This is a genomic window from Phyllobacterium sp. MT110, assembly GCF_058792715.1.
The window spans coordinates 376,048-394,432 of record NZ_JBXAFE010000005.1 but is presented as its reverse complement, the minus strand read 5'-3'; the positions used below and the strand labels follow the sequence as shown (position 1 = coordinate 394,432).

The following is an 18,385-nucleotide window of genomic DNA, read 5'->3' as shown; positions in this document are numbered from 1 at the left end:
ACTTCGGCAGTTGGTGACTTCGCGGGCGATTTGCTTCCCAGCTTTAGCAGAAATGCGGTCACAGACACCACCGACCGTCAGAAGCTGTTTCATTACCCTTGACCTCGGTTCGCCAAGAAGCAAATATCCAGATTTAGCTGACCCAGGCGGTAGCCAGTCCGTCATATTCGTCACGCCAGAGCGCCGTGCTCGAGGCGGGGAACTCAGCTAGACAAGGTCTTGATCGAAATGCGTATTCAATGGTTCCGAACGGCGATGATCGCCGCCGTCGTCGCTACTGGCTGCGTTGTTTTGTCTGCAAATGCTCAAACTCTAACGTTGCCTCCGGCCCACGGTAAATTCGACTACCAGATTGGAGGCGACTACAACTCGCAACGCAGTGTTAAGATTGTTGTCCGGGACAGAAAGGTTGCCCCTGCAAAAGGTAAATACAATATCTGTTACGTGAATGCCTTCCAGACGCAACCGAAGCAGAAGGAGTGGTGGACAAAAAACCATCCGAATCTGCTGATCAAGAAAGATGGTGAGTACGTTACCGATCCAAAATGGCCAGAAGAGTATATATTAGACACATCTTCAGACACAAAACGAAAGGATCTGATGAAAATAATCGGTCCCTGGATCGACAAATGTGCGGCTGACGGCTTTAAGGCCCTCGAACCTGACAATCTCGATTCATGGGACAGATCCAAAGGCGTTTTGTCACCAGAAACCAATACCGAGTTTGCCAAGCTGCTGGTCAAACGGGCTCATGATGCCAATCTCGCTGTCGCCCAGAAAAACGCCTCGGAACTTGCACCCAAGGGCCCAAAGATAATCGGCTTTGATTTTGCGATTGTCGAAGAATGCGAATACGAGAAGGAATGCAGCGAGTACACCAAAGTGTATGGCAATCAGGTTTACGAGATCGAATACAATGACAACAACAAGGATACCAATGGCAATCCCGTTGATCCCGTAAGTTTTTTCAATGCCGCGTGCGACGCACGCGGTCGCAAGATCTCTGTCATCTACCGTGACCGCAAAGTCGTTCGGGACACTTCGCCCGATTACGAATACGAAGTGTGCGACTAATCAGATTGACATGCGGTCTTGCTTATTTTGCCAACACAATTTCTAGAAGTAGAGGCTGCATCGCTGCAATCGACTGGATGATGGATGGGCCAATTTCCGTAATTCTTTCGATACGATGTTCTCCCATACGCATCGATTACGCCAGCGCCTGGAAGTCAATCGATTGGCGCGATTTGCAGCGGATCATCATCGGGACCATGAGGAATTGTGGTGTTGATTTCCACGCGGAACTGAGCCGGTTGGAAAGACCAACAACGAGGTCATCGCCTATCAAAAACGCGCACGCAAACCGTCGCGGCGCAACAGCTGGGTCGAGGAACGAAGGGAGCGCATACTACGGGAGCAGGCTGCCACAGATCTATTCACAACAAGCGACATTTCTAATGGGCGGCCACACTTGGCAAGCGGATGATGACTTCAAGTCCACCATGACTGGAACGTTCAAACGCAATCGTTCCATTGTTGAGGGAGACAATCTCGGAAGCAATCGCCAGGCCAAGGCCAGTGCCTGTGACTGTGACTGTCTCGTCCAACCGCCTGTCACGTAGACCAATCGTACTGTGATCTGAGAACTGAATGCCCGGACCATCGTCAGATATTTGCCATTCGACGAACGCGCCATCCTGCTTAGCCTTGATATGGATTTGCGTGTTCGCCCATTGCGCTGCGTTCTCCAATATCACACCGACAAGCTCGACAAGGTCATTTACGTCGATGTCGACGTTCAGACCATCCTTGACATCAACGACCCAGACCAGTTGTTCGCCTTTGGGTGTTCTTTTCAACACCGCAATCGTGCGGGGAACAACGCTGCTTAATGACGCGCTGAGGGCGTGCGTCCGAACGCGTTGACGCAGTCGGACCAGCCTTAACTGATAATCTATCCGGTCACGCATCTCGTTCGTCAGATCGACGATTGATGCTGCGCTGCGAGTGTTGCCGCCTTTTTCCAGCTCATAGGCGATCGTGCCCAACACCGTCAGCGGGGTTTTAAGCCCGTGAGCAAGATCGGATGCACGGGATCGCGCAAAATCCATCGATTTCTGTTGCATGGCAAGGAGGGAATTTACTTCGCCGACCACAGCAACAACTTCCAGCGGATAGATGGCATCGATTGAAGACGCAGCGCCGTTGCGGATACTTTCAATATCCTTACGCAATTTCTTAAAAGGAGAAAGACCGAACTGCACCTGCAGGATGACGGCAACGACAAGGACAAAGCCGAGGACCAGGAGCGCTAAGGCCAGTTCCCACCCAAAGCGGGTGATCGCCTCATCGAGGATAGACCTGTCTTGAGCGACGATGATCTGAAAACGCCGTTCACCTTTGGCTTCTGCAAAGCGTGCCGTCAGGGACAATGCAAGCAATGATTGGCCCACCGGCCCTTGAACGGTCGACAGCTGTCCGCCTTCATTTGAGGGGCTAACCTTGAGAACATAATCCCAGAGCGATCGCGAGCGGATGTTTTGCTGGGTACCAAGATCTGTGATCTGCCAATAAAGGCCGCTGACCGGTGTCTGATAGCGTGGATCAGGCAAAGCGCCAGTAAGCAAAGGTGCGGCACTGAGGGCGTCCGGATTGATCAAGGCGACAAGGCGCGACATTGTCGCCGATAAATCTGCGGACGCGCCGCGTTCCACGTTGTTGGTGAATAGATATCCGATGGTTACACCCGCCAAGACGAGGGCAATGGCAATCCAAATACCAGCTCCCAGTATAAGACGAACCCGTAAAGACTGGATTCTCAAGGGGTATCCCCACCGAGGATATACCCAAAACCTCGACGTGTTGCGATGATATCGGCACCTAATCTCTTTCGCAGGCGACCGACCAAGACTTCAACGGCGTTCGAACCGCCCTCGAAGTCCTGCGTATAGAGATGTTCGGTAATCTCGACCTGTGAAACGACACGTCCGCCCTGATGCGCCATGAAAGCGAGCAGCCGGTATTCTTGTGGTGTCAATACGATTGGAACGCCCGCGCGCGAGACCTGTCTCATCCGTGTGTCGAGAACCAGTTCGCCAATTTCAATCTGAGATGATGCAAAGCCACCTGCCCGACGCACGATCGCACGTATGCGTGCCACGACCTCCTCCATCCGGAAAGGCTTTACAACGTAATCGTCAGCGCCGGACTCGATTCCTTCCACTCTTTCGTCCCATTGTCCGCGCGCCGTAAGAATCAATACGGGAACGTTACGTCCTGCGCGGCGCCAGCGCTTCAGGATCGTCAAGCCATCCAGTGTTGGAAGGCCCAGGTCAAGGATCACGGCATCGAATGTCTCGGTGTCACCACGGAACCAAGCGTCTTCTCCATCTCTGGCATATTCCGCAAGGAAACCGGCGGCCGATAGCGCTGTGCCAAGCGACTCGGCTATGCGGCGGTCATCTTCGGCAACAAGTATCCGCATGTTTATCTCACTCTTATGAGTTTGCCTGTGCGGGCATTGAAAGAATAGCGGCTGACTTCGCTGTTGGTCTCGAGCACCTTCAACTCATATTGGAGAATACCCCTCACGGGGCGCAACCGCGCGTCAATGATCTGGCCGTTGGTAAGGTGGCGGGCAATGGTTACAATGTCGTCTAGTGGGAGGGCTCTGTTGGCTTGGACGGCTCTTAAAGCGCCATTTGGTCCTTCAAATTTCTCGTCGGGTCGGTTGCCTCCAGGACCGTCGGGGTAAGATTGCTGATCGCTTTCGGAATCACCCGAATCGGAGACGCCATCGCCCGAGTCCGGTCCACCCATAGAGCCACCGTCGCTCGAAGAGCCATCCGAACCGCCGTCGTCGGAGATCTGGATGTAATGAACACCCTCGTCACTTGTCCATTCGTGTGCCTGCACCGCCTTGGGAAGGTGTAGTGCCAGGACAACGACCGCAAACCGCAGCACGGCTCTCAAGGGCCGAAAACGCACTCGCATCCTCCTAAAACCATCTAAGCCCTTCAAGGGGATAGCTTAGATCAACGAAGCTGACAATTCGCTGACAACGCACTCACGCGTTTTTCAGGCATCATAAAGTATACCCACCACCGTAGAAGCAAACCAAGTGAATTGGCAACGAGGTCAAAATCCATGCAACCGAGCAGACATTAGACGATCACACACGATGGTATGTCTCTTCGAGATTCGAGCAAAAACCTGGAGCTGCAACATGAGAGTGCTGTTTCGTTTTGTACCAGTCGTCATTTATGTGACTGCGCTATCGGGAATGTTTTTTACGATATTGGTTGCCTGGCCCGACATGCCTGCAGGACATTTCAGATTTTCATACAATGTCGGGCAAACCGGCGGCCCTTATGTCAAAACAATAAACTGGTAACGAGTCTTCACCAGTCTTCGATATGCCCGACCGTCACGAATTCCCAATATCCTAAATCGCAGCGTCCCAACCTTCAGAATCGCACCGATTAACGTCTCCAAGGTCACATATCTTCGACGTTTGATAGCCCCAAAAGGAATGCAAAATGCAGACGCTATATCGCTTTATGCCAGCTGCCATCTATATGGTCGCTCTATTTGCAATCATTTCGTCGATATTGATCGTTCGGCCATCGCATGTCAGCAGACCGTTCAACTTACATTGCCAGTATGAAAAATACTCCGATTGCAAAATGGTGCGTTGAGATTGAATGCACGGTGTAGAAGGCCCCTTCTTTATGGTGCATCCACCCCTACTGGGTAACGGGGCTGTCACCTCCACAGTTTTGTTCGAATCATTGTTTGAACGATGCTTGACACCCGACATGACCAGACGCTTTGCCGCTCCAGATGAAGAGCATGCAGGGGCCTGTTCGGATGAACTTTTCAGCACAAGAGCAAACGCGCAGACCAAGCCCAACGGTGATCTGGACAAACCGAAGCAGCTCTGAAGCCGCGTCTGAACCTGACAACGCTGCGCGTGCAACTTGCCCGCGCCTGCCCAATACGCAAGAGGACAAGAATGAACTCGATCAGAAAAACACGCCGCATAACAATGATGTTGAGCAGCGCCCTTCTTTTGGCCATGACCGGATCAATCACCGTTCCTTTGTTTGAGAGCAGCCAGGCTATGGCTGCGTCATCTGCAAAGATTGACGCAGCCCAACTGCAACTCAATATGCGCCGCTCTCTTTCAACTATTCTTGTTGCTTACAAAAACGAACCCCAAAAAGGCTCGCGGGCGGATGCCATGCTTATGAAAGCGACAAACGAAGCACTGCAGGCACTTGGGAGCCTTGAAAAAGGTATTAATGCCCGCGACCCCAAGAAAATGACGACTGCTACAAGCAGTCTCTCTGTTGCAGTTGGCCGCATTGAAGCAATTTCGGATTCTGCCAGGATTGCCAATCCGACGGTGCGCGAAGGCGTCAGGGCTCTTTCCACGAACTGGGCCGCCTATGGGACGCGCTATGCGCTTACTGAACCAGTCAAATCAAAACCCGTGAGGGCAAGTTTCGAGCAGGTAAAAGAACTAAAGGCGCAGGTAGCTAAGCTTCGCTCACAGGTGAACAGGCTGCAAACCGAAACAAGGTCAAATACTCAGCTCGCAGCCAATATCAGAAGACTGTCGACCCAATTGGACCGAATCGAACAGGACCGTATTGATGAGGCAAACTATCAGCGAACCGTCTTTCTCCTCGGTTCGTTTATGGGCTGGATGGACGGCTATCGGGTCGTCACGACGACTTACTACCCGGCTTATACCCACTACTTCGTAGTGGAACGGGTTACCTATGAATATTGGGAGACCTGCTGGACCGACTATTACGAGCCCTATTACACCTATACAGACTGGAGCTACTACGATGATCCGTTTACGCCCACCGTCAACATTAACATCAATATCGACGCATCGACACAAGTGGTGGTCAACAACTACGCTGAACAGAACATCAGCGTCATGATTGACGAGAGTCATCAAACTGAAAATTATTTCGAGAACCTGCCAATTGCCGAAACTGATGTTGACATGAAGCAGGTGGACTACACTCCGTCCACACCGGCCTATGAATTGGAGAAAGAGATCACCAGATCCTCATTGGACTCTCCAAAAACGATACCTGCTCCGATTGAGACAGGCAGTCAGGTCGAGCCCAACGACAATACTGCCGATGAAACTCCAACGGGTGATTCAAATGCACGAATGCCATCGGTCGCAGAAGAACCAGTAGCTGAGCCTATCGTCCCGGCTAGCGAACCGGAGGAAAAAAAGAGCAGCGCGCAGCCTGAACCATCTGTCCGCACCTCAGAGGAAGCTATAATCGTTGATCAGGATGAACAATCCCCATCCACGAAAAGAGAGCAGGTCATCGAGCCTTCCGACAATGATGATGCGCACGTGCAACCGCCTGATCGCGAGCCGGCGGCAATCCCAGAAGCATCGCATGAAAGTGAAGATGAGCAGCCTGCTCAATGAGAGCAGGAATATGAAAGTTTTGCCGCCTGATGAGCCGTTTTCCGGTGGTTGACCGGATCTGATCGAGATTAAGTTGTGATCAAACAATAGGTCACGAAGTTTATCCATGCTAGGAACCACGACCGATAGCAAACACTTACGCTACGTGCCGCTCTTTACATACTAGTGCCTGACAGGCTCCGGTCCCGCATGGACTCCAGATCATCTTCCTTCTTCAGGTCAAGCACCACGGGCTTCTTGCCCCGGTTGAGCGTCATGTGGCATGCGCCCATTCCCTACACAATCCCGTCATAGGTGACCACGCCCAGTCCAGTCCGAACCTTTTCTACGCCGGGAGTTCGGGCTATCTCCATGAAGCTGTGAGGCACATAATCTCTCCTGACACCTGTTTCGCCGACCGTAACTAGCATTCCGGCCACGTATGAATTATGAGTTGCGGTTAGAAATGACTATTCCATTTATTGAGAGGATCTGATGGATCGCCTTGAGGCCATGTCGATGCTGCTGGAAGTTGTCGATCATGGCAGCTTCTCGGCTGCCGGGCGGGCGATGCGAGTATCGCTGCCAACATTGAGCCGTCGGATTTCCGAACTGGAGGCCGTGCTTGGCGCGCGCCTGCTCACGCGCACGACCCGCAAAATCACACTCACGGATGCCGGCGCTGCGTACGTCGCTGCCACACGAGAGATTCTCAATAAGGTGAAACAGGCGGAGCGCGAAGTAGCCGGCGAGTTCATCGAGCCGATCGGCGAATTGGTCGTAACGGCTCCCACGATGTTCGGACGCCTTCATGTCTTACCGATCATTACTGAGTTTCTGGAACTTTACTCCGGAATTCATGTGCGGTTGGTGCTGATCGACACCAATCTGGCACTAGTCGAGGAGAATGTAGATGTGGCGATCCGGATCGGCCAGCTTCCAGATAGCGCCATGACCAGTAGCCGCGTGGGATCGATCCGGACCGTCCTGTGCGGCAGTCCCCGTTTGTTTGCAGACAAGGGTGAACCGCGCACACTCGATGATATCGCCCACTTTCCCTCAATTACGGTAAACATGCCCATTCCAGTTGCACAGTGGCGCTTTGGTGTTCCCGGCTCGCTGGACGCACGCATTCCGCCATTGTTGTCTCGCCTGACGGTAACAACGCCGGAGGCGGCTGCGGCGGCAGCGATCCAGGGGGCTGGGCTAACTCAACTCCTGCATTATCAAGTGGCCGATGCTGTAAGAGCCGGAACGCTGCGGATCGTTCTCGAGGAGATGGAACCGGCCCCGTCTCCGATCCATCTGCTCCATACGTCAAAGGCTCCGCTGCCGCTCAAACTTCGCCGTTTCCTCAACTTTGCCGCGCCGCGGCTTCGCAGCGACCTCGCAGCTCTGTCATAGCTCCAAGCCCATCGTGAACCGTCGTGTGGGCGCGATACTTCCATTTAATGAAATAATATCTTGTCGATTTGCGTGGTTCTCCACGCATGGCGTAGCGGATAGATAGGCTTTCGGCAGATGGCGGCGTTGTGAGTTCTTTGTAACCTCGCAGACCCCAGCCCGTATTACGAAGGAGGTAGAATAGTGGCTACGGCTGAGTTTTCACATAACCACATGACTTCTATGCAAGGAGATATTAGAGCGGCCGCGGCCGGCACAACTATCGTGCTGGTGCATGGGGCGTTTGTGGATGGTTCGGGTTGGCGAGCGGTGCACGATAGACTGACCCGCGACGGTTGTCGCGTCGTAGTCGTGCAGAACGCCATCCGATCGCTTGAGGATGACGTTGCCAATACGCGGCGCGCGATCGCGGCAGCGCCTGGTAGCGTGATCCTTGTTGGCCACTCCTACGGGGGCGTCGTCATCTCAGAAGCAGGCAATGACCCCAAGGTCGTTGCCCTGGTGTATGTCACTGCATTCGTCGCTGATGCGGGAGAGTCGGTCCAGACGTTGACGGCCAATCATGCACCGGGCGGATCGAAACCACCCTTCCTGCCGACCGGGGACGGCTACCTCCTGTTTGACACCTCCAAATTTCCTGAAGTCTTCGGCCAGGATCTTTCTCCCGAAACGAGCAGCTTCATGGCAGCGGCGCTTAAGCCTTGGGCCATCGCATCGATGGCGGGCAAGGTCACTGCCGCCGCGTGGCGCGTGAAACCCAGCTGGTATGTGGTCGCCACAGACGACAGACTTGTCCACCCCAGTCTTCAACGCAGGATGGCGGAGTCGGCCGGCGCGCGCGTCGTTGAAGTGGCCGGCAGCCATGCGATCTACATGACCCAACCCGAAACCATCGCCATGACGATTGTGCAGGCGGCAAGAGCCACAGCGAGTTCTAGCTTAGAGGCTTACCCTCCGCACAGATAGAGCGATGCAGTGATTGCCGCATCCGGTTACAAATAGGGATTACTTCACATGTTGACGCTTTATTACTTTCCCCATGCCTGCTCGATGGCTTCCCACGTCGCATTGGAAGAGGCGGGAGCCGCCTTTGAGTTAAAGAAGGTAAACATCCTAACAGGCGAACAGTTCAAACCCGAGTACCGGGAGATTAACCCGCGGGCAAAGGTGCCGGCACTTCGCTTCGACGATGGTCAGGTTCTGTTGGAATCCACTGCCATTCTCGGCTGGATCGGGGGTGCATTTCCCGATGCAGCGCTCCTCGGCAGAGATCCGTTTGAGCGGGCGCAGACAATTGCGACCTGTGCCTGGCTCTCCGGTACCGTCCATCCCACATTCACGAAGTTCTATCATCCCGAACAGGTGGTTTCGGACCGGGGCCTGTTTACAGCTGTAAAGGCGAAAAGCAAGGAGAACTATTGGGACCACCTCCAGGAAATGGACCGCATCATGGAAGGCCGTACGTGGATGATGGGTAGTCATTTCACTGTCGCTGATCCGTACGCGCTGGTGTTCTTCTCATGGGGACGCGATCTTGGGCTGCCGATCAGCGACCTAACCAATCTCATGGCCCTGAAGGACCGTCTGATTGAGCGGCCGGCGGCTCGTCGGGTGCTTGAGAAGGAGAAGAGCGTCCTACTGTCCTTGTGAGCGGTTGGCCGATGCCAAGTTGATCACCACGACCGACTATGCAGATCTCTTAGGTGATTACCAAAAAAATATGACATCTATGGCAAATCGAAAAAAGCTGATGATGCCGCTCCGGCTTGATCATTGACAGGCTAGCCCCGGGTACGCATGAAACGGTAGCCGCCGACACGTAGCGGAATGTGGAAGTACAAAACACATTATTGAAGGAACCGCTACATGAAGCCCTTCCAGATCAGTATCGCGGACGAACAGATCGACGACCTAAAAACACGGCTGCGCCAAACGCGCTGGCCCGGCTCGATATTTCAGAACGGGGACGAGGATGGGGTGAGCCTCGCGCTCGTTCAAAAGCTTGCAACACATTGGTCGGACGAGTTTGATTGGCGCGCGAGGGAGGCGCAATTGAACGAGCTGCCCCAATTCACCGTCGATATCGATGGGCAAGACATTCATTTCATCCATAAAAAGGGCGCGGGACCGAATGCACGGCCCCTTATATTGACGCACGGCTGGCCCGGCTCCTTCGTAGAGTTTGAAAGAGTAATTCCACTGTTGACGGACCCGGGCTCACACGGAGGTGACCCGCGCGACGCATTTGACGTTGTGGTGCCTTCGCTTCCCGGCTTCGGCTTCTCAGCAGCGCCAAGGCAATCTGGATCGAATGCCCGGCGGGTTGCCGGACTTTGGCAGAAGCTGATGCTTCAACTTGGCTATAAGCGATACTTTGCGCAAGGTGGCGATATCGGAGCGGGAGTGTCGGCCTGGCTTGGTGCTCTCTATCCGGACTCCGTCGAAGGAATTCACCTGAATTACATTCCCGGAAGTTTTCGGCCGCCATTGGGGGCGGATTATCCGGCCATTACAAGTGAGGAGCAGCAGTTTCTGGACTGGGCCACAAAGTTCGCGAGCATGGAGGGTGCCTATTCACAGCTACAGGCGACCAAGCCGCAGACGCTCTCGTTCTCCTTGTCAGACAGCCCGGTCGGTCTGCTGGGTTGGATAACCGAAAAGTTCGCGAGCTGGTCCGACTGTGGCGGCGACCTAGAGAAGGTGATATCTGCAGATGTGTTACTGACGAATGTATCGATTTACTGGTTTGGAAACACCATCGACTCGTCCCTTCGCATGTACAAGGAAAATCGGTTGCAGCCTTTTTCGTTTCCGGATGTTTCAAACGTAAGCGTGCCGATGTCGTTCGCACATTTCCCGAAAGAACTGCCAACTCCACCGCGTTCATGGGTCGAGCGCGTATTCGATGTGCGGCGATGGACAAATATGGCGAAGGGCGGCCATTTCGCAGCGCTTGAACAACCCGAACTCTTAGTCCGTGATATTCAGGATTCATTCCGCGTGTCTGGCGCACCAATAACCGCCGCGGCAATTTAAATACGCTAGCAGCGTGACGAACCAAGCTTTGCGAAGGGAGCATAAGCGTTTGCGGGGCGGTCAGGCGGCGAGTGCTGCTTCATCTATTCTTGATTGTCGTTTGCCATGCTCGTGTAGCATCGCTGGAAGTTCGAACGAAGGCAGCTATCAAGCGTCGGAGTGTGGATTTGTAGCAGAAGATGTGCACCGATTTTAACACCGGTGCCCCACGAATGCTTATGCTCCCACCCGGTTTCTGGTTAAGCGCTTCAAATTGAAACCGTTAGTCAGAAGCCACAACCAAACTTGCCCCGCGCGCTCATGACGGGCGAAAGCCTCACGTTCCGGGTCAGCGGAGCCGGCAATAATGTCACCTGCCATACTGTCGATCTCAGTCTTCGGGATCATTCTCGGCTTAATAGCGTCTATCCAAACGACCCACAGGATGAGGCCAATGAAAATCACAACCTGACCACCGCAGAAAATCAGTAGAAACAAAGCTATACCTTGGAAAATCATATCCAACATTTGCCATCCTCGGACACAGGACAGTATGTAGAATATAGTCAACAGACTGCAAGTGGAAGCATTTTTGTGGACTATAATCCGTTGGACTATTGTCTACAGCATGATCAATCCGCAGCATGGAAAACGTTCGCGGAATTCTGGCGCGCAATGTCAGGCTTGGCAGACAACAGCTGCATCTTTCTCAGGAAGAGCTCGCAGCCCAAGCAAATATTGACCGCACCTATATCTCAGGCATAGAGCGGGAAACGCGAAATCCAACCATTACGATCGTCGCCAAGATCGCGGAGGTTCTTGGAACCACGGCGGCGGCGCTGCTTACCAGTCAATCAAAAACAACAGAATTCTAGCGTTACTGGACATAACCCTCGCCCCCGCATAACCACCCGCCAGCATACAAGGCAGCCCAGCGGGTATTGGCGGCAGAGCAAGCCGCCTCGGAGGCCGTCTGCGCTGGTTATTTCGTCAGCTTGGCGACCTGCGTGCTGATGATGGCAATGAACAATCCGGGATCGTCAAAAGCCCGCGCGGAGAGCATGGCCCCGTGAACCGAGGCCATCAGCATCTGGGCCTCCTCCTCGGGCCGCCCGTTCAAATGGAACAGGTCCTGCTCCGCTCCGGCGCTCAGCACCGACGTAAGCCATGCCGCGAGGCTTTGGAAATGCGCGCGGACACGGGATGCGACCTCTTCGGGCAGCATCTGCATCTCGCCAGCCAGCATCGCGCAGACGCAGAAGGGCTGCGAGGCATCGCGAATGCATGCGTCCCAGTAATTCAGGTAGAACTGCAACTGTTCGGCAGGGCTCGCGACCTGCGCGCGCAGCGCTTGCAGACCGGTTTCGGCCTGCTGCCTGTAACGGTCCACCAGCACCGCGACCAGCTCCGCCTTCGTCGGAAAGTGATGGTGGATGCTCGCCTTCCGGATGCCGATCGCAGCGGAGATATCGGCATAGCTGAACCCGTTATAGCCTCCCGCGACGATGAGAGACTGCGCGATATCAAGAATTTTTTCTGAAGTCGAAGTCATTGATTTCATAGCGCTGCCTACCTTCTGGTAGGCTGGATGTCAAGACTGCGCATCGCTCCCGCTTCTCACAATGAGGTGTTCGGGCGACGGGTTGACTCACAAGCGCAGCCTTCCTACTGGTAGGTAGACAACAACAAGGAATCTGCCAATGCAAAGTCAATCTTCAACCCCGTCCAGCTGGCTGCGAACCTATTATTTCGCACGCGCCATTTTCTCCGTCGCATGGGTTGCCGCCGCCATCCTCTTCAGTGCGCAACCCGCTCTCACCGTGGTTCTGCTCGTCATCTACCCGGCATGGGACGCCCTCGCCAATCTGGTTGATGCCCGTGTCAATGGCGGACTGAAAGCCAACCCGTCCCAAGCATTGAATGTCGCGGTCAGCACCATAACGACGATTGCCGTCATCGCAGCGTTGAGCAGCAGCATGTATGCCGTTCTGGCGGTGTTTGGCGTCTGGGCGATCTTTTCAGGTCTGCTGCAGCTGAACACGGGGATAAAACGCTGGCGTCATTACGGCGCGCAATGGCCGATGATCCTGAGCGGCGCGCAATCCGCCCTTGCCGGCGGTTTTATGATCAGCCGATCCATCGGCACTGTTGCGCCGACAATACTGGACATTGCTCCCTATGCGGCGTTCGGCGCGTTCTACTTCCTGCTTTCCGCAATCTGGCTTGCCGTCACGGCCTACCGCAAGGCAGTTGCCTAGGCGTTATCGTTCCCTAATCGCGATCCGATGCGGCGGTGAACACAGCCCGTTGGGCGGCGAAGGCGCGCTGGTAGGCGGGGCGCGCTTCGCCGCGCGCGACATAGGCGGCAAGGCTGGGGTACTCCGCCACTATGCCCGATGCCCGCAGCCGGATGAGCACGTGCACCATCATCAGGTCCCCGGCGCTGAACGCACCGTCGAGCCACTCGGCCTCACCCAGCCGGGCGGAGAGTTCGTCGAGCCGGTCGCGGATGCGGTTGTCGACGAGAGGCATGCGCTCCGCGCGCCAGCTCCTGTCCCCCTCCGCAAACAGGGCGACCTGACGCTCGAGGATCGGCGGTTCCACCGTGGCGACAGCGGCAAACATCCAGGCGATGGCGCGCGCCCGCGCACTCCCATCATCCGGCAGGAGGCCGGGATGGCGCTCTGCGATATGCAAGACGATGGCGCCGGACTCGAACAAGGCGAGCCCGTCTTCCTCATAGGTCGGAATCTGTCCGAACGGCTGCAGCTCCAGATGCGCGGGCTCCTTCATCGCCCTGAATGAAACAAGTCTGGTGGTGTAGGGCTGGCCGACTTCTTCCAGCGCCCAGCGCACGCGCATGTCGCGCGCCAGGCCCTGGCCCTTGTCGGGTGAGCGTTCAAAGGCGGTAATGGTGATCGTCATGGCGGTTCTCCATCGCTTCTGCGTCCTGAAGACGATTGGCTATGCGGGATTCCGACACTGCTTGCTTGAGATAATCTTCGCCCTTGGGGGAGCGTCTTCCTTGACCCGCTGGTCCATATAAGCCGCCGGCCAGCCGATATCGTCAAGAATATGCTCGGGAAGCTCGTTGATATGCCGGTGCGTGCGGGCCTTGCGCCAGCGCCGCGCAAGAGGGCCGGACAGGCGCTTCATCCCGGTGATGACATGTGAAATCAAGTCGGCCATTTCAGCCTCCATCATTCTGGTTTCCCGGTTGGTGCGGGGGCGCCGGTCAGGACCAATGCGCAACGGGGCCGTGCCCGCCTCGGCATGTGGATACGCCCGGACGGCGTATCCACATGCTTGCGGGCAACCTGAAACGGCTGCCTGTTCATGACGGCTTCCCCGCTGCGGCTTCCCGCAGCTTGCCGGCGCATTCCTCGCAGCAGACCTCCACGGTCTGGTCGCCGATCTTCACTTCGATGACGGTCGCATCCAGCGCGTCATCGCAGACGGCACAGGTTTTCTGGCTCATGATCTCAACTCCTTTTACCCGCCTATCGGGTAGGTAGAGGAGACCATTGCGGGCGTTTCGCTGCTATCGAGATCTTTAGCTGTTTCCGGGGTGCGCCGACTGGACAAAGGCGCTGGGCGAACGGCCATAGGCCTGTTTGAACGCCGCGGTGAAATGGCTGTGGCTGGAAAAGCCGAGATCGAGCGCCAGCGCCGTCAGATCATCGCAGCGCGGCAGCAGATCGAGCGCGCGGGCAAGGCGCAGGCGCAGGTGATAGCGGTAGAGCGGCATGCCTTCGACCTGCTGGAACACCTGGGTAAGATAGACAGGCGAGCCGCCGATCTCCCGGGCAATGTCCGCCAGGGTCCAGCGGCGGGAGAGATCGCCCGCCAGCAGCAGCTTGACCCTGTCGGCCAGACGGCTGCGGGCAAAACTGGCGCGCGGCGCGTGTGAGGTGCGCGGACCAAGGCTGCGGCACACCAGCGTCAGCAACAGGCTTTCCGCTTCCAGCGGTTCGATGCTGGCGTTTTCCAGATGGTGCCGGAGGAGCGCCACCAGCGCCTGCGCGCGCGGGTCGATGCGCTGGTGCTGGCCGCGAAACCCTGACACACCGCCTTTTTTCAGAAGGGACGGCGGCGCCAGCTCCTGCAAAACGGTTTCGGGCAGCGCCATGGACAGGCTCGAGTCACCGCCGCCGACGGGGTGGCTGACCTGATAGCCCTCGCCCGCATTGAAGAACAGCACGTGGTTGGCATCGGCCACCGCCTGCCCGCTGCCGACATGCCTGACATAGACACCGCGATAGGGGAAAACGAGGTGGGTGGCGGATGTGCATTCCTCGGCGCTGCGATGCCGGCAATGGCCGTGGCAGCGGACATTCTTCAGCGATACAACATCCGTATCGAGAAGATCGCTGACTTCAAATTCAGGCATTCCGGCCGTATTGCAAGGCTCGTTCATCGAAAGTCCAATTTCCCGCAGTGCTGTTTCAGCCTACAACAGGACTCCTGACATCCTGATGTCAGGAGCTTTGAACAGACAATTCATCGGCAAATGATTGCTCGCCAATCGCCGAATGAGCCCTTATAAGGGGGCGCAGTGCGGTTTGTTGGGGATAAAGTTCCGCGTGCCTCGATATTGCCATGTTAGACAATAGCCTCGCGCGCAATGGAAGCGTGACGTACGGGACCTGATGACGCGATCAAACGCAAAAAGCAGAATCGAACAGGCAATCGACGATAATTTTGGCGCCATCCGCCAGATATCGCGCATTGTCCGCTTTTCGCTTTTCACCCATGCGCGCTTCCTCTCGGCCATTCTGGTCGCCGGGATTGCCTCTGCCGCCATGTTTGCGGGCGTCCTCACCGTCATGAACCGGCGCCCGCCCGTGGCCATCGCCGCCATTGCCGCACCGCTGCGCACGCGGCCCGAAGCCGCGCCAAAGGGCGACCGCCTCCCCCCGCCCGCCATCGTGCAGGCGGTACCGGTGGCCAAGGTGCTGGAAAGCCAGGCGGACGGTTCGACGGAAAAATTCGCCTATCATCAGGTCAAGATCGGCGCGAACAAGCAAGCGCAGACGCGGACCGGCGCGGGCCATGCCGCCGCACTCGCCCAGCGGTTTCCGCCCGCCAGCACCGATCCGTTCCAGTCCATTTTGACGGAGAAATCCACGAAGACCAAAACCACGGCCATGCCCGTGGCATTGGCGAGCTTGGGCGAAGAACGCATTCTCGTGCGCGGAACGCCGATCAATGTCAGCACGGCCAAGGTGCAGCCCGCCCCCGCTGTCGAGCAGGTGGTTGCCCTGCCCACCCAGGGCGGAGACATCGGTGGTCTTCTGGCCGCAGCCAACATGACCAACGAGGATCGGGCGGCGCTGCAGACGGCGCTGACGGCAAGCAGCAGCGCGTCGCCGGAGCGGATCGAGCTTCTCCTGGAAAAGGCGCCGCGCAAGGATGCGCCGGAGCGGCTGCTGATGGCGCGGCTTTTCCGGCATGACAGCCCGCCATCCGATCTGGCGCGCGACGATGGCGGTGTCCTGCGGCGTGTCAGCAACCCGCGGCAGTTCGAACGCCTCGCGCATGACGCCCACATGGCAAGCGCCGATGCGACCAGCCCCGATACGCGCAGGGACGACCGGGCGCAGGCGGCCGAAAAGGAATTTCCCGCCGCCATGCAGCAGCTGGAAAAGCTGAATGTTCCGGCCCACATGGCGGGACAAATTCTGCAGCTTGCCAAGGAAAACGGCATCAAGCTGACCGATGCGGCCCTGCTCGACCAATCCGTCGAACTGGTGTTCCGCACCAATGAACAGGGCGAATCCGAACCTGTTGCCGTGACCTTCAACACGAAGGACAAGACCAAGCGGTTTTACCATTACCGCGCAGCGCCCGGCAACAAGGCGGAATTCTTCGACGAGGACGGCCAGTCAGCCTCCAAGACCCTGATGAAAAACCCGGTTCCGAACGGGCGGCTCGGCGATGGTTTTGCCTGGCGCACGCACCCGATCCTGAAAGTGCGCAAGCACCACAACGGCGTCGACTATGCTGCGCCGTTCGGCTCGCCCATTCTTGCGGCGGGCGATGGCGAGGTGGTGCTGATCTCATCGGAATCCGGCTACGGCAAATATGTCCGCATCAAGCATGATGGCGGGTTCTTCACCACCTATTCGCATATTTCGCGAACCCCGCCATCGCTGAAAGTCGGCCAGCGTGTCAGCCAGGGGCAGGTGATTGCCTATATCGGCTCGACCGGCCTCTCCACGGGCCCGCATCTCTACTACGAACTGCGCATCGGCGATAAATATTACGACCCGACCGCAACACCGCTGCCTGCCGGAACCGATCTTGAAGGCGCGCGATTGACGGATTTCCGCAAACAGATCAGCCACGTGGAAAACATCGAGAACTATATCGGCGCACGCATCGCCACCGCATTTGCCCCGCCGGACGATGGCCGGGTGCACACGGCCATCCATTAGATTTTTGCAGGACCAATCGGCGAAGGCCGATCAGTGGCTGCCCGCCTCGCTGTCGAGGTGCGCCATCTGCGCGGCGGCATAGCGTTCTCCGGCCGCAGCGCCTTTCGGCACAGCCTGCTCGATGCGCTCGAGATCATCCCCGGACAAGGTCAGATCCAGCGCGCCCAGTGCTTCGCTCAGGCGATCCCGGCGGCGGGCGCCAACAACGGGAATGATGTCATCACCCTGTGCAGCAACCCAGGCGATGGCGATCTGCGCAACGGTGACACCCCTGGCTTCGGCAATGCCCTGCAGCGCATCGACCAGACGCAGGTTCTTGTCGACATTCTCACCTTGAAAGCGCGGGCTGTGGGTACGGAAATCGGCAGGACCAGCCGCGTCCTTGCGCCAATGGCCGCTGATCAGGCCACGTGACAGCACGCCATAGGCGGTGATGCCGATGCCCAGTTCCCGGCAGGTGGCGAGAATACGGTCCTCGATACCACGCGAAATCAGCGAATATTCGATCTGCAGATCGGCAATCGGATGGACGGCGGCAGCGCGGCGGATGGTTTCGGGTCCAACCTCCGACAGGCCGACATGGCGGACAAACCCGGCCTTCACCATGTCCGCGATGGCACCGACCGTCTCCTCGATCGGCACATTCGGATCAAGACGCGCCGGGCGATAGACGTCGATGTAGTCGACACCCAGCCTTTGCAGGGAATAGGCGAGCGAGGTTTTCACCGCCGCGGGCCGCCCGTCAAAGCCGATCCAGCCGCCCGCGGGGTCGCGCTGCGCCCCGAACTTGACGCTGAGGATCGCCTGATCGCGCTTTGTGCCCTTGAGCGCTTCGCTGATCAGCAGCTCATTATGGCCCATGCCGTAGAAATCGCCGGTATCGAGCAGGTTGATGCCTGCTTCCAGCGCCGCGTGAATGGTCGCAATACTCTCGGCACGATCGGCGGGACCGTATATGCCGGACATGCCCATGCAGCCCAGACCCAATGCCGAGACCCGCGGACCGGTTGCACCCAATGGACGAATTTGCATCTTGTCGAACTCCTTTTGCCGCCGCACTTCCTGCGGCAGGTTGGCTCTT

General features: G+C 56.8%; 19 protein-coding genes. 9 read left to right on the top strand and 10 right to left on the bottom strand.

Annotated features, from left to right (window positions below):
* Window positions 1-228 precede the first annotated feature (228 nt).
* Window positions 229-1,074: an endo alpha-1,4 polygalactosaminidase gene (locus AC1Q5O_RS21695; RefSeq protein WP_492565849.1), complete on the top strand. Its 846-nt coding sequence runs from the start codon at window positions 229-231 to the stop codon at window positions 1,072-1,074.
* Between the two features lie 380 nt (window positions 1,075-1,454).
* On the opposite strand, the gene AC1Q5O_RS21690 is transcribed toward AC1Q5O_RS21695, so the two are convergent.
* From AC1Q5O_RS21690 to AC1Q5O_RS21680, 3 genes are read right to left on the bottom strand one after another with little or no spacing between them, the layout of a single operon-like run.
* On the bottom strand, window positions 1,455-2,822 hold the full coding sequence (locus AC1Q5O_RS21690) for a sensor histidine kinase (protein ID WP_492565819.1): 1,368 nt from the start codon (window positions 2,820-2,822) through the stop codon (window positions 1,455-1,457).
* On the bottom strand, window positions 2,819-3,484 hold the full coding sequence (locus AC1Q5O_RS21685) for a response regulator transcription factor (protein ID WP_492565817.1): 666 nt from the start codon (window positions 3,482-3,484) through the stop codon (window positions 2,819-2,821). Before AC1Q5O_RS21685 ends, AC1Q5O_RS21690 begins: the two co-directional genes overlap by 4 nt.
* 2 nt (window positions 3,485-3,486) lie before the next feature.
* Window positions 3,487-3,987 (bottom strand): PepSY domain-containing protein, encoded by a 501-nt coding sequence (locus AC1Q5O_RS21680; protein ID WP_492565815.1) that lies wholly within the window; start codon window positions 3,985-3,987, stop codon window positions 3,487-3,489.
* Window positions 3,988-5,014: 1,027 nt separating this feature from the next.
* Here AC1Q5O_RS21680 and AC1Q5O_RS21675 point away from each other — a divergent pair.
* From AC1Q5O_RS21675 to AC1Q5O_RS21655, 5 genes are all read left to right on the top strand, one after another.
* On the top strand, window positions 5,015-6,469 hold the full coding sequence (locus AC1Q5O_RS21675) for an FtsB/FtsL family cell division protein (RefSeq protein WP_492565813.1): 1,455 nt from the start codon (window positions 5,015-5,017) through the stop codon (window positions 6,467-6,469).
* A 474-nt stretch (window positions 6,470-6,943) separates the two neighbouring features.
* Window positions 6,944-7,852 carry a LysR family transcriptional regulator gene (locus AC1Q5O_RS21670; protein WP_492565811.1) on the top strand — a complete coding sequence of 303 codons (909 nt, stop codon included), beginning with the start codon at window positions 6,944-6,946 and terminating at the stop codon, window positions 7,850-7,852.
* Window positions 7,853-8,035: 183 nt separating this feature from the next.
* On the top strand, window positions 8,036-8,818 hold the full coding sequence (locus AC1Q5O_RS21665) for an alpha/beta fold hydrolase (RefSeq protein ID WP_492565809.1): 783 nt from the start codon (window positions 8,036-8,038) through the stop codon (window positions 8,816-8,818).
* Between the two features lie 48 nt (window positions 8,819-8,866).
* The gene (locus tag AC1Q5O_RS21660) at window positions 8,867-9,502 is read left to right on the top strand and encodes a glutathione S-transferase family protein (RefSeq protein WP_492565807.1); all 636 of its coding nucleotides are present in this window, start codon (window positions 8,867-8,869) and stop codon (window positions 9,500-9,502) included.
* Window positions 9,503-9,718: 216 nt separating this feature from the next.
* Complete coding sequence (locus AC1Q5O_RS21655; protein WP_492565805.1) at window positions 9,719-10,888, top strand: epoxide hydrolase family protein; 1,170 nt, start codon at window positions 9,719-9,721, stop codon at window positions 10,886-10,888.
* Window positions 10,889-11,104: 216 nt separating this feature from the next.
* On the opposite strand, the gene AC1Q5O_RS21650 is transcribed toward AC1Q5O_RS21655, so the two are convergent.
* Window positions 11,105-11,395 carry a hypothetical protein gene (locus AC1Q5O_RS21650; RefSeq protein ID WP_492565803.1) on the bottom strand — a complete coding sequence of 97 codons (291 nt, stop codon included), beginning with the start codon at window positions 11,393-11,395 and terminating at the stop codon, window positions 11,105-11,107.
* A gap of 116 nt (window positions 11,396-11,511) precedes the next feature.
* Here AC1Q5O_RS21650 and AC1Q5O_RS21645 point away from each other — a divergent pair, with 116 nt between their 5' ends.
* The gene (locus tag AC1Q5O_RS21645) at window positions 11,512-11,742 is read left to right on the top strand and encodes a helix-turn-helix domain-containing protein (protein ID WP_492565801.1); all 231 of its coding nucleotides are present in this window, start codon (window positions 11,512-11,514) and stop codon (window positions 11,740-11,742) included.
* Window positions 11,743-11,849: 107 nt separating this feature from the next.
* Here AC1Q5O_RS21645 and AC1Q5O_RS21640 read toward each other — a convergent pair whose 3' ends face one another.
* Entirely contained in the window at window positions 11,850-12,428 is a 579-nt protein-coding gene (locus tag AC1Q5O_RS21640) for a TetR/AcrR family transcriptional regulator (protein WP_492565799.1), read from the bottom strand.
* 139 nt (window positions 12,429-12,567) lie between these two features.
* On the opposite strand from AC1Q5O_RS21640, the gene AC1Q5O_RS21635 reads away from it, so the two are divergent.
* Window positions 12,568-13,125, top strand: coding sequence for a DUF308 domain-containing protein (locus AC1Q5O_RS21635; RefSeq protein ID WP_492565797.1), 558 nt, complete (start codon window positions 12,568-12,570; stop codon window positions 13,123-13,125).
* Window positions 13,126-13,138: 13 nt separating this feature from the next.
* On the opposite strand, the gene AC1Q5O_RS21630 is transcribed toward AC1Q5O_RS21635, so the two are convergent.
* The 4 genes from AC1Q5O_RS21630 to AC1Q5O_RS21615 form a co-directional block, all read right to left on the bottom strand.
* Window positions 13,139-13,792 carry a glutathione S-transferase family protein gene (locus tag AC1Q5O_RS21630; RefSeq protein WP_492565795.1) on the bottom strand — a complete coding sequence of 218 codons (654 nt, stop codon included), beginning with the start codon at window positions 13,790-13,792 and terminating at the stop codon, window positions 13,139-13,141.
* 39 nt (window positions 13,793-13,831) lie between these two features.
* Window positions 13,832-14,071 carry a DUF1127 domain-containing protein gene (locus AC1Q5O_RS21625; RefSeq protein ID WP_492565794.1) on the bottom strand — a complete coding sequence of 80 codons (240 nt, stop codon included), beginning with the start codon at window positions 14,069-14,071 and terminating at the stop codon, window positions 13,832-13,834.
* A gap of 130 nt (window positions 14,072-14,201) precedes the next feature.
* Complete coding sequence (locus tag AC1Q5O_RS21620) at window positions 14,202-14,345, bottom strand: hypothetical protein (RefSeq protein WP_464662613.1); 144 nt, start codon at window positions 14,343-14,345, stop codon at window positions 14,202-14,204.
* A gap of 75 nt (window positions 14,346-14,420) precedes the next feature.
* The gene (locus AC1Q5O_RS21615; RefSeq protein WP_492565792.1) at window positions 14,421-15,257 is read right to left on the bottom strand and encodes a helix-turn-helix transcriptional regulator; all 837 of its coding nucleotides are present in this window, start codon (window positions 15,255-15,257) and stop codon (window positions 14,421-14,423) included.
* A 259-nt stretch (window positions 15,258-15,516) separates the two neighbouring features.
* On the opposite strand from AC1Q5O_RS21615, the gene AC1Q5O_RS21610 reads away from it, so the two are divergent.
* Complete coding sequence (locus tag AC1Q5O_RS21610; RefSeq protein ID WP_472461837.1) at window positions 15,517-17,304, top strand: M23 family metallopeptidase; 1,788 nt, start codon at window positions 15,517-15,519, stop codon at window positions 17,302-17,304.
* 30 nt (window positions 17,305-17,334) lie between these two features.
* Here AC1Q5O_RS21610 and AC1Q5O_RS21605 read toward each other — a convergent pair whose 3' ends face one another.
* Window positions 17,335-18,336, bottom strand: coding sequence for an aldo/keto reductase (locus AC1Q5O_RS21605; RefSeq protein WP_492565789.1), 1,002 nt, complete (start codon window positions 18,334-18,336; stop codon window positions 17,335-17,337).
* Window positions 18,337-18,385 lie beyond the last annotated feature (49 nt).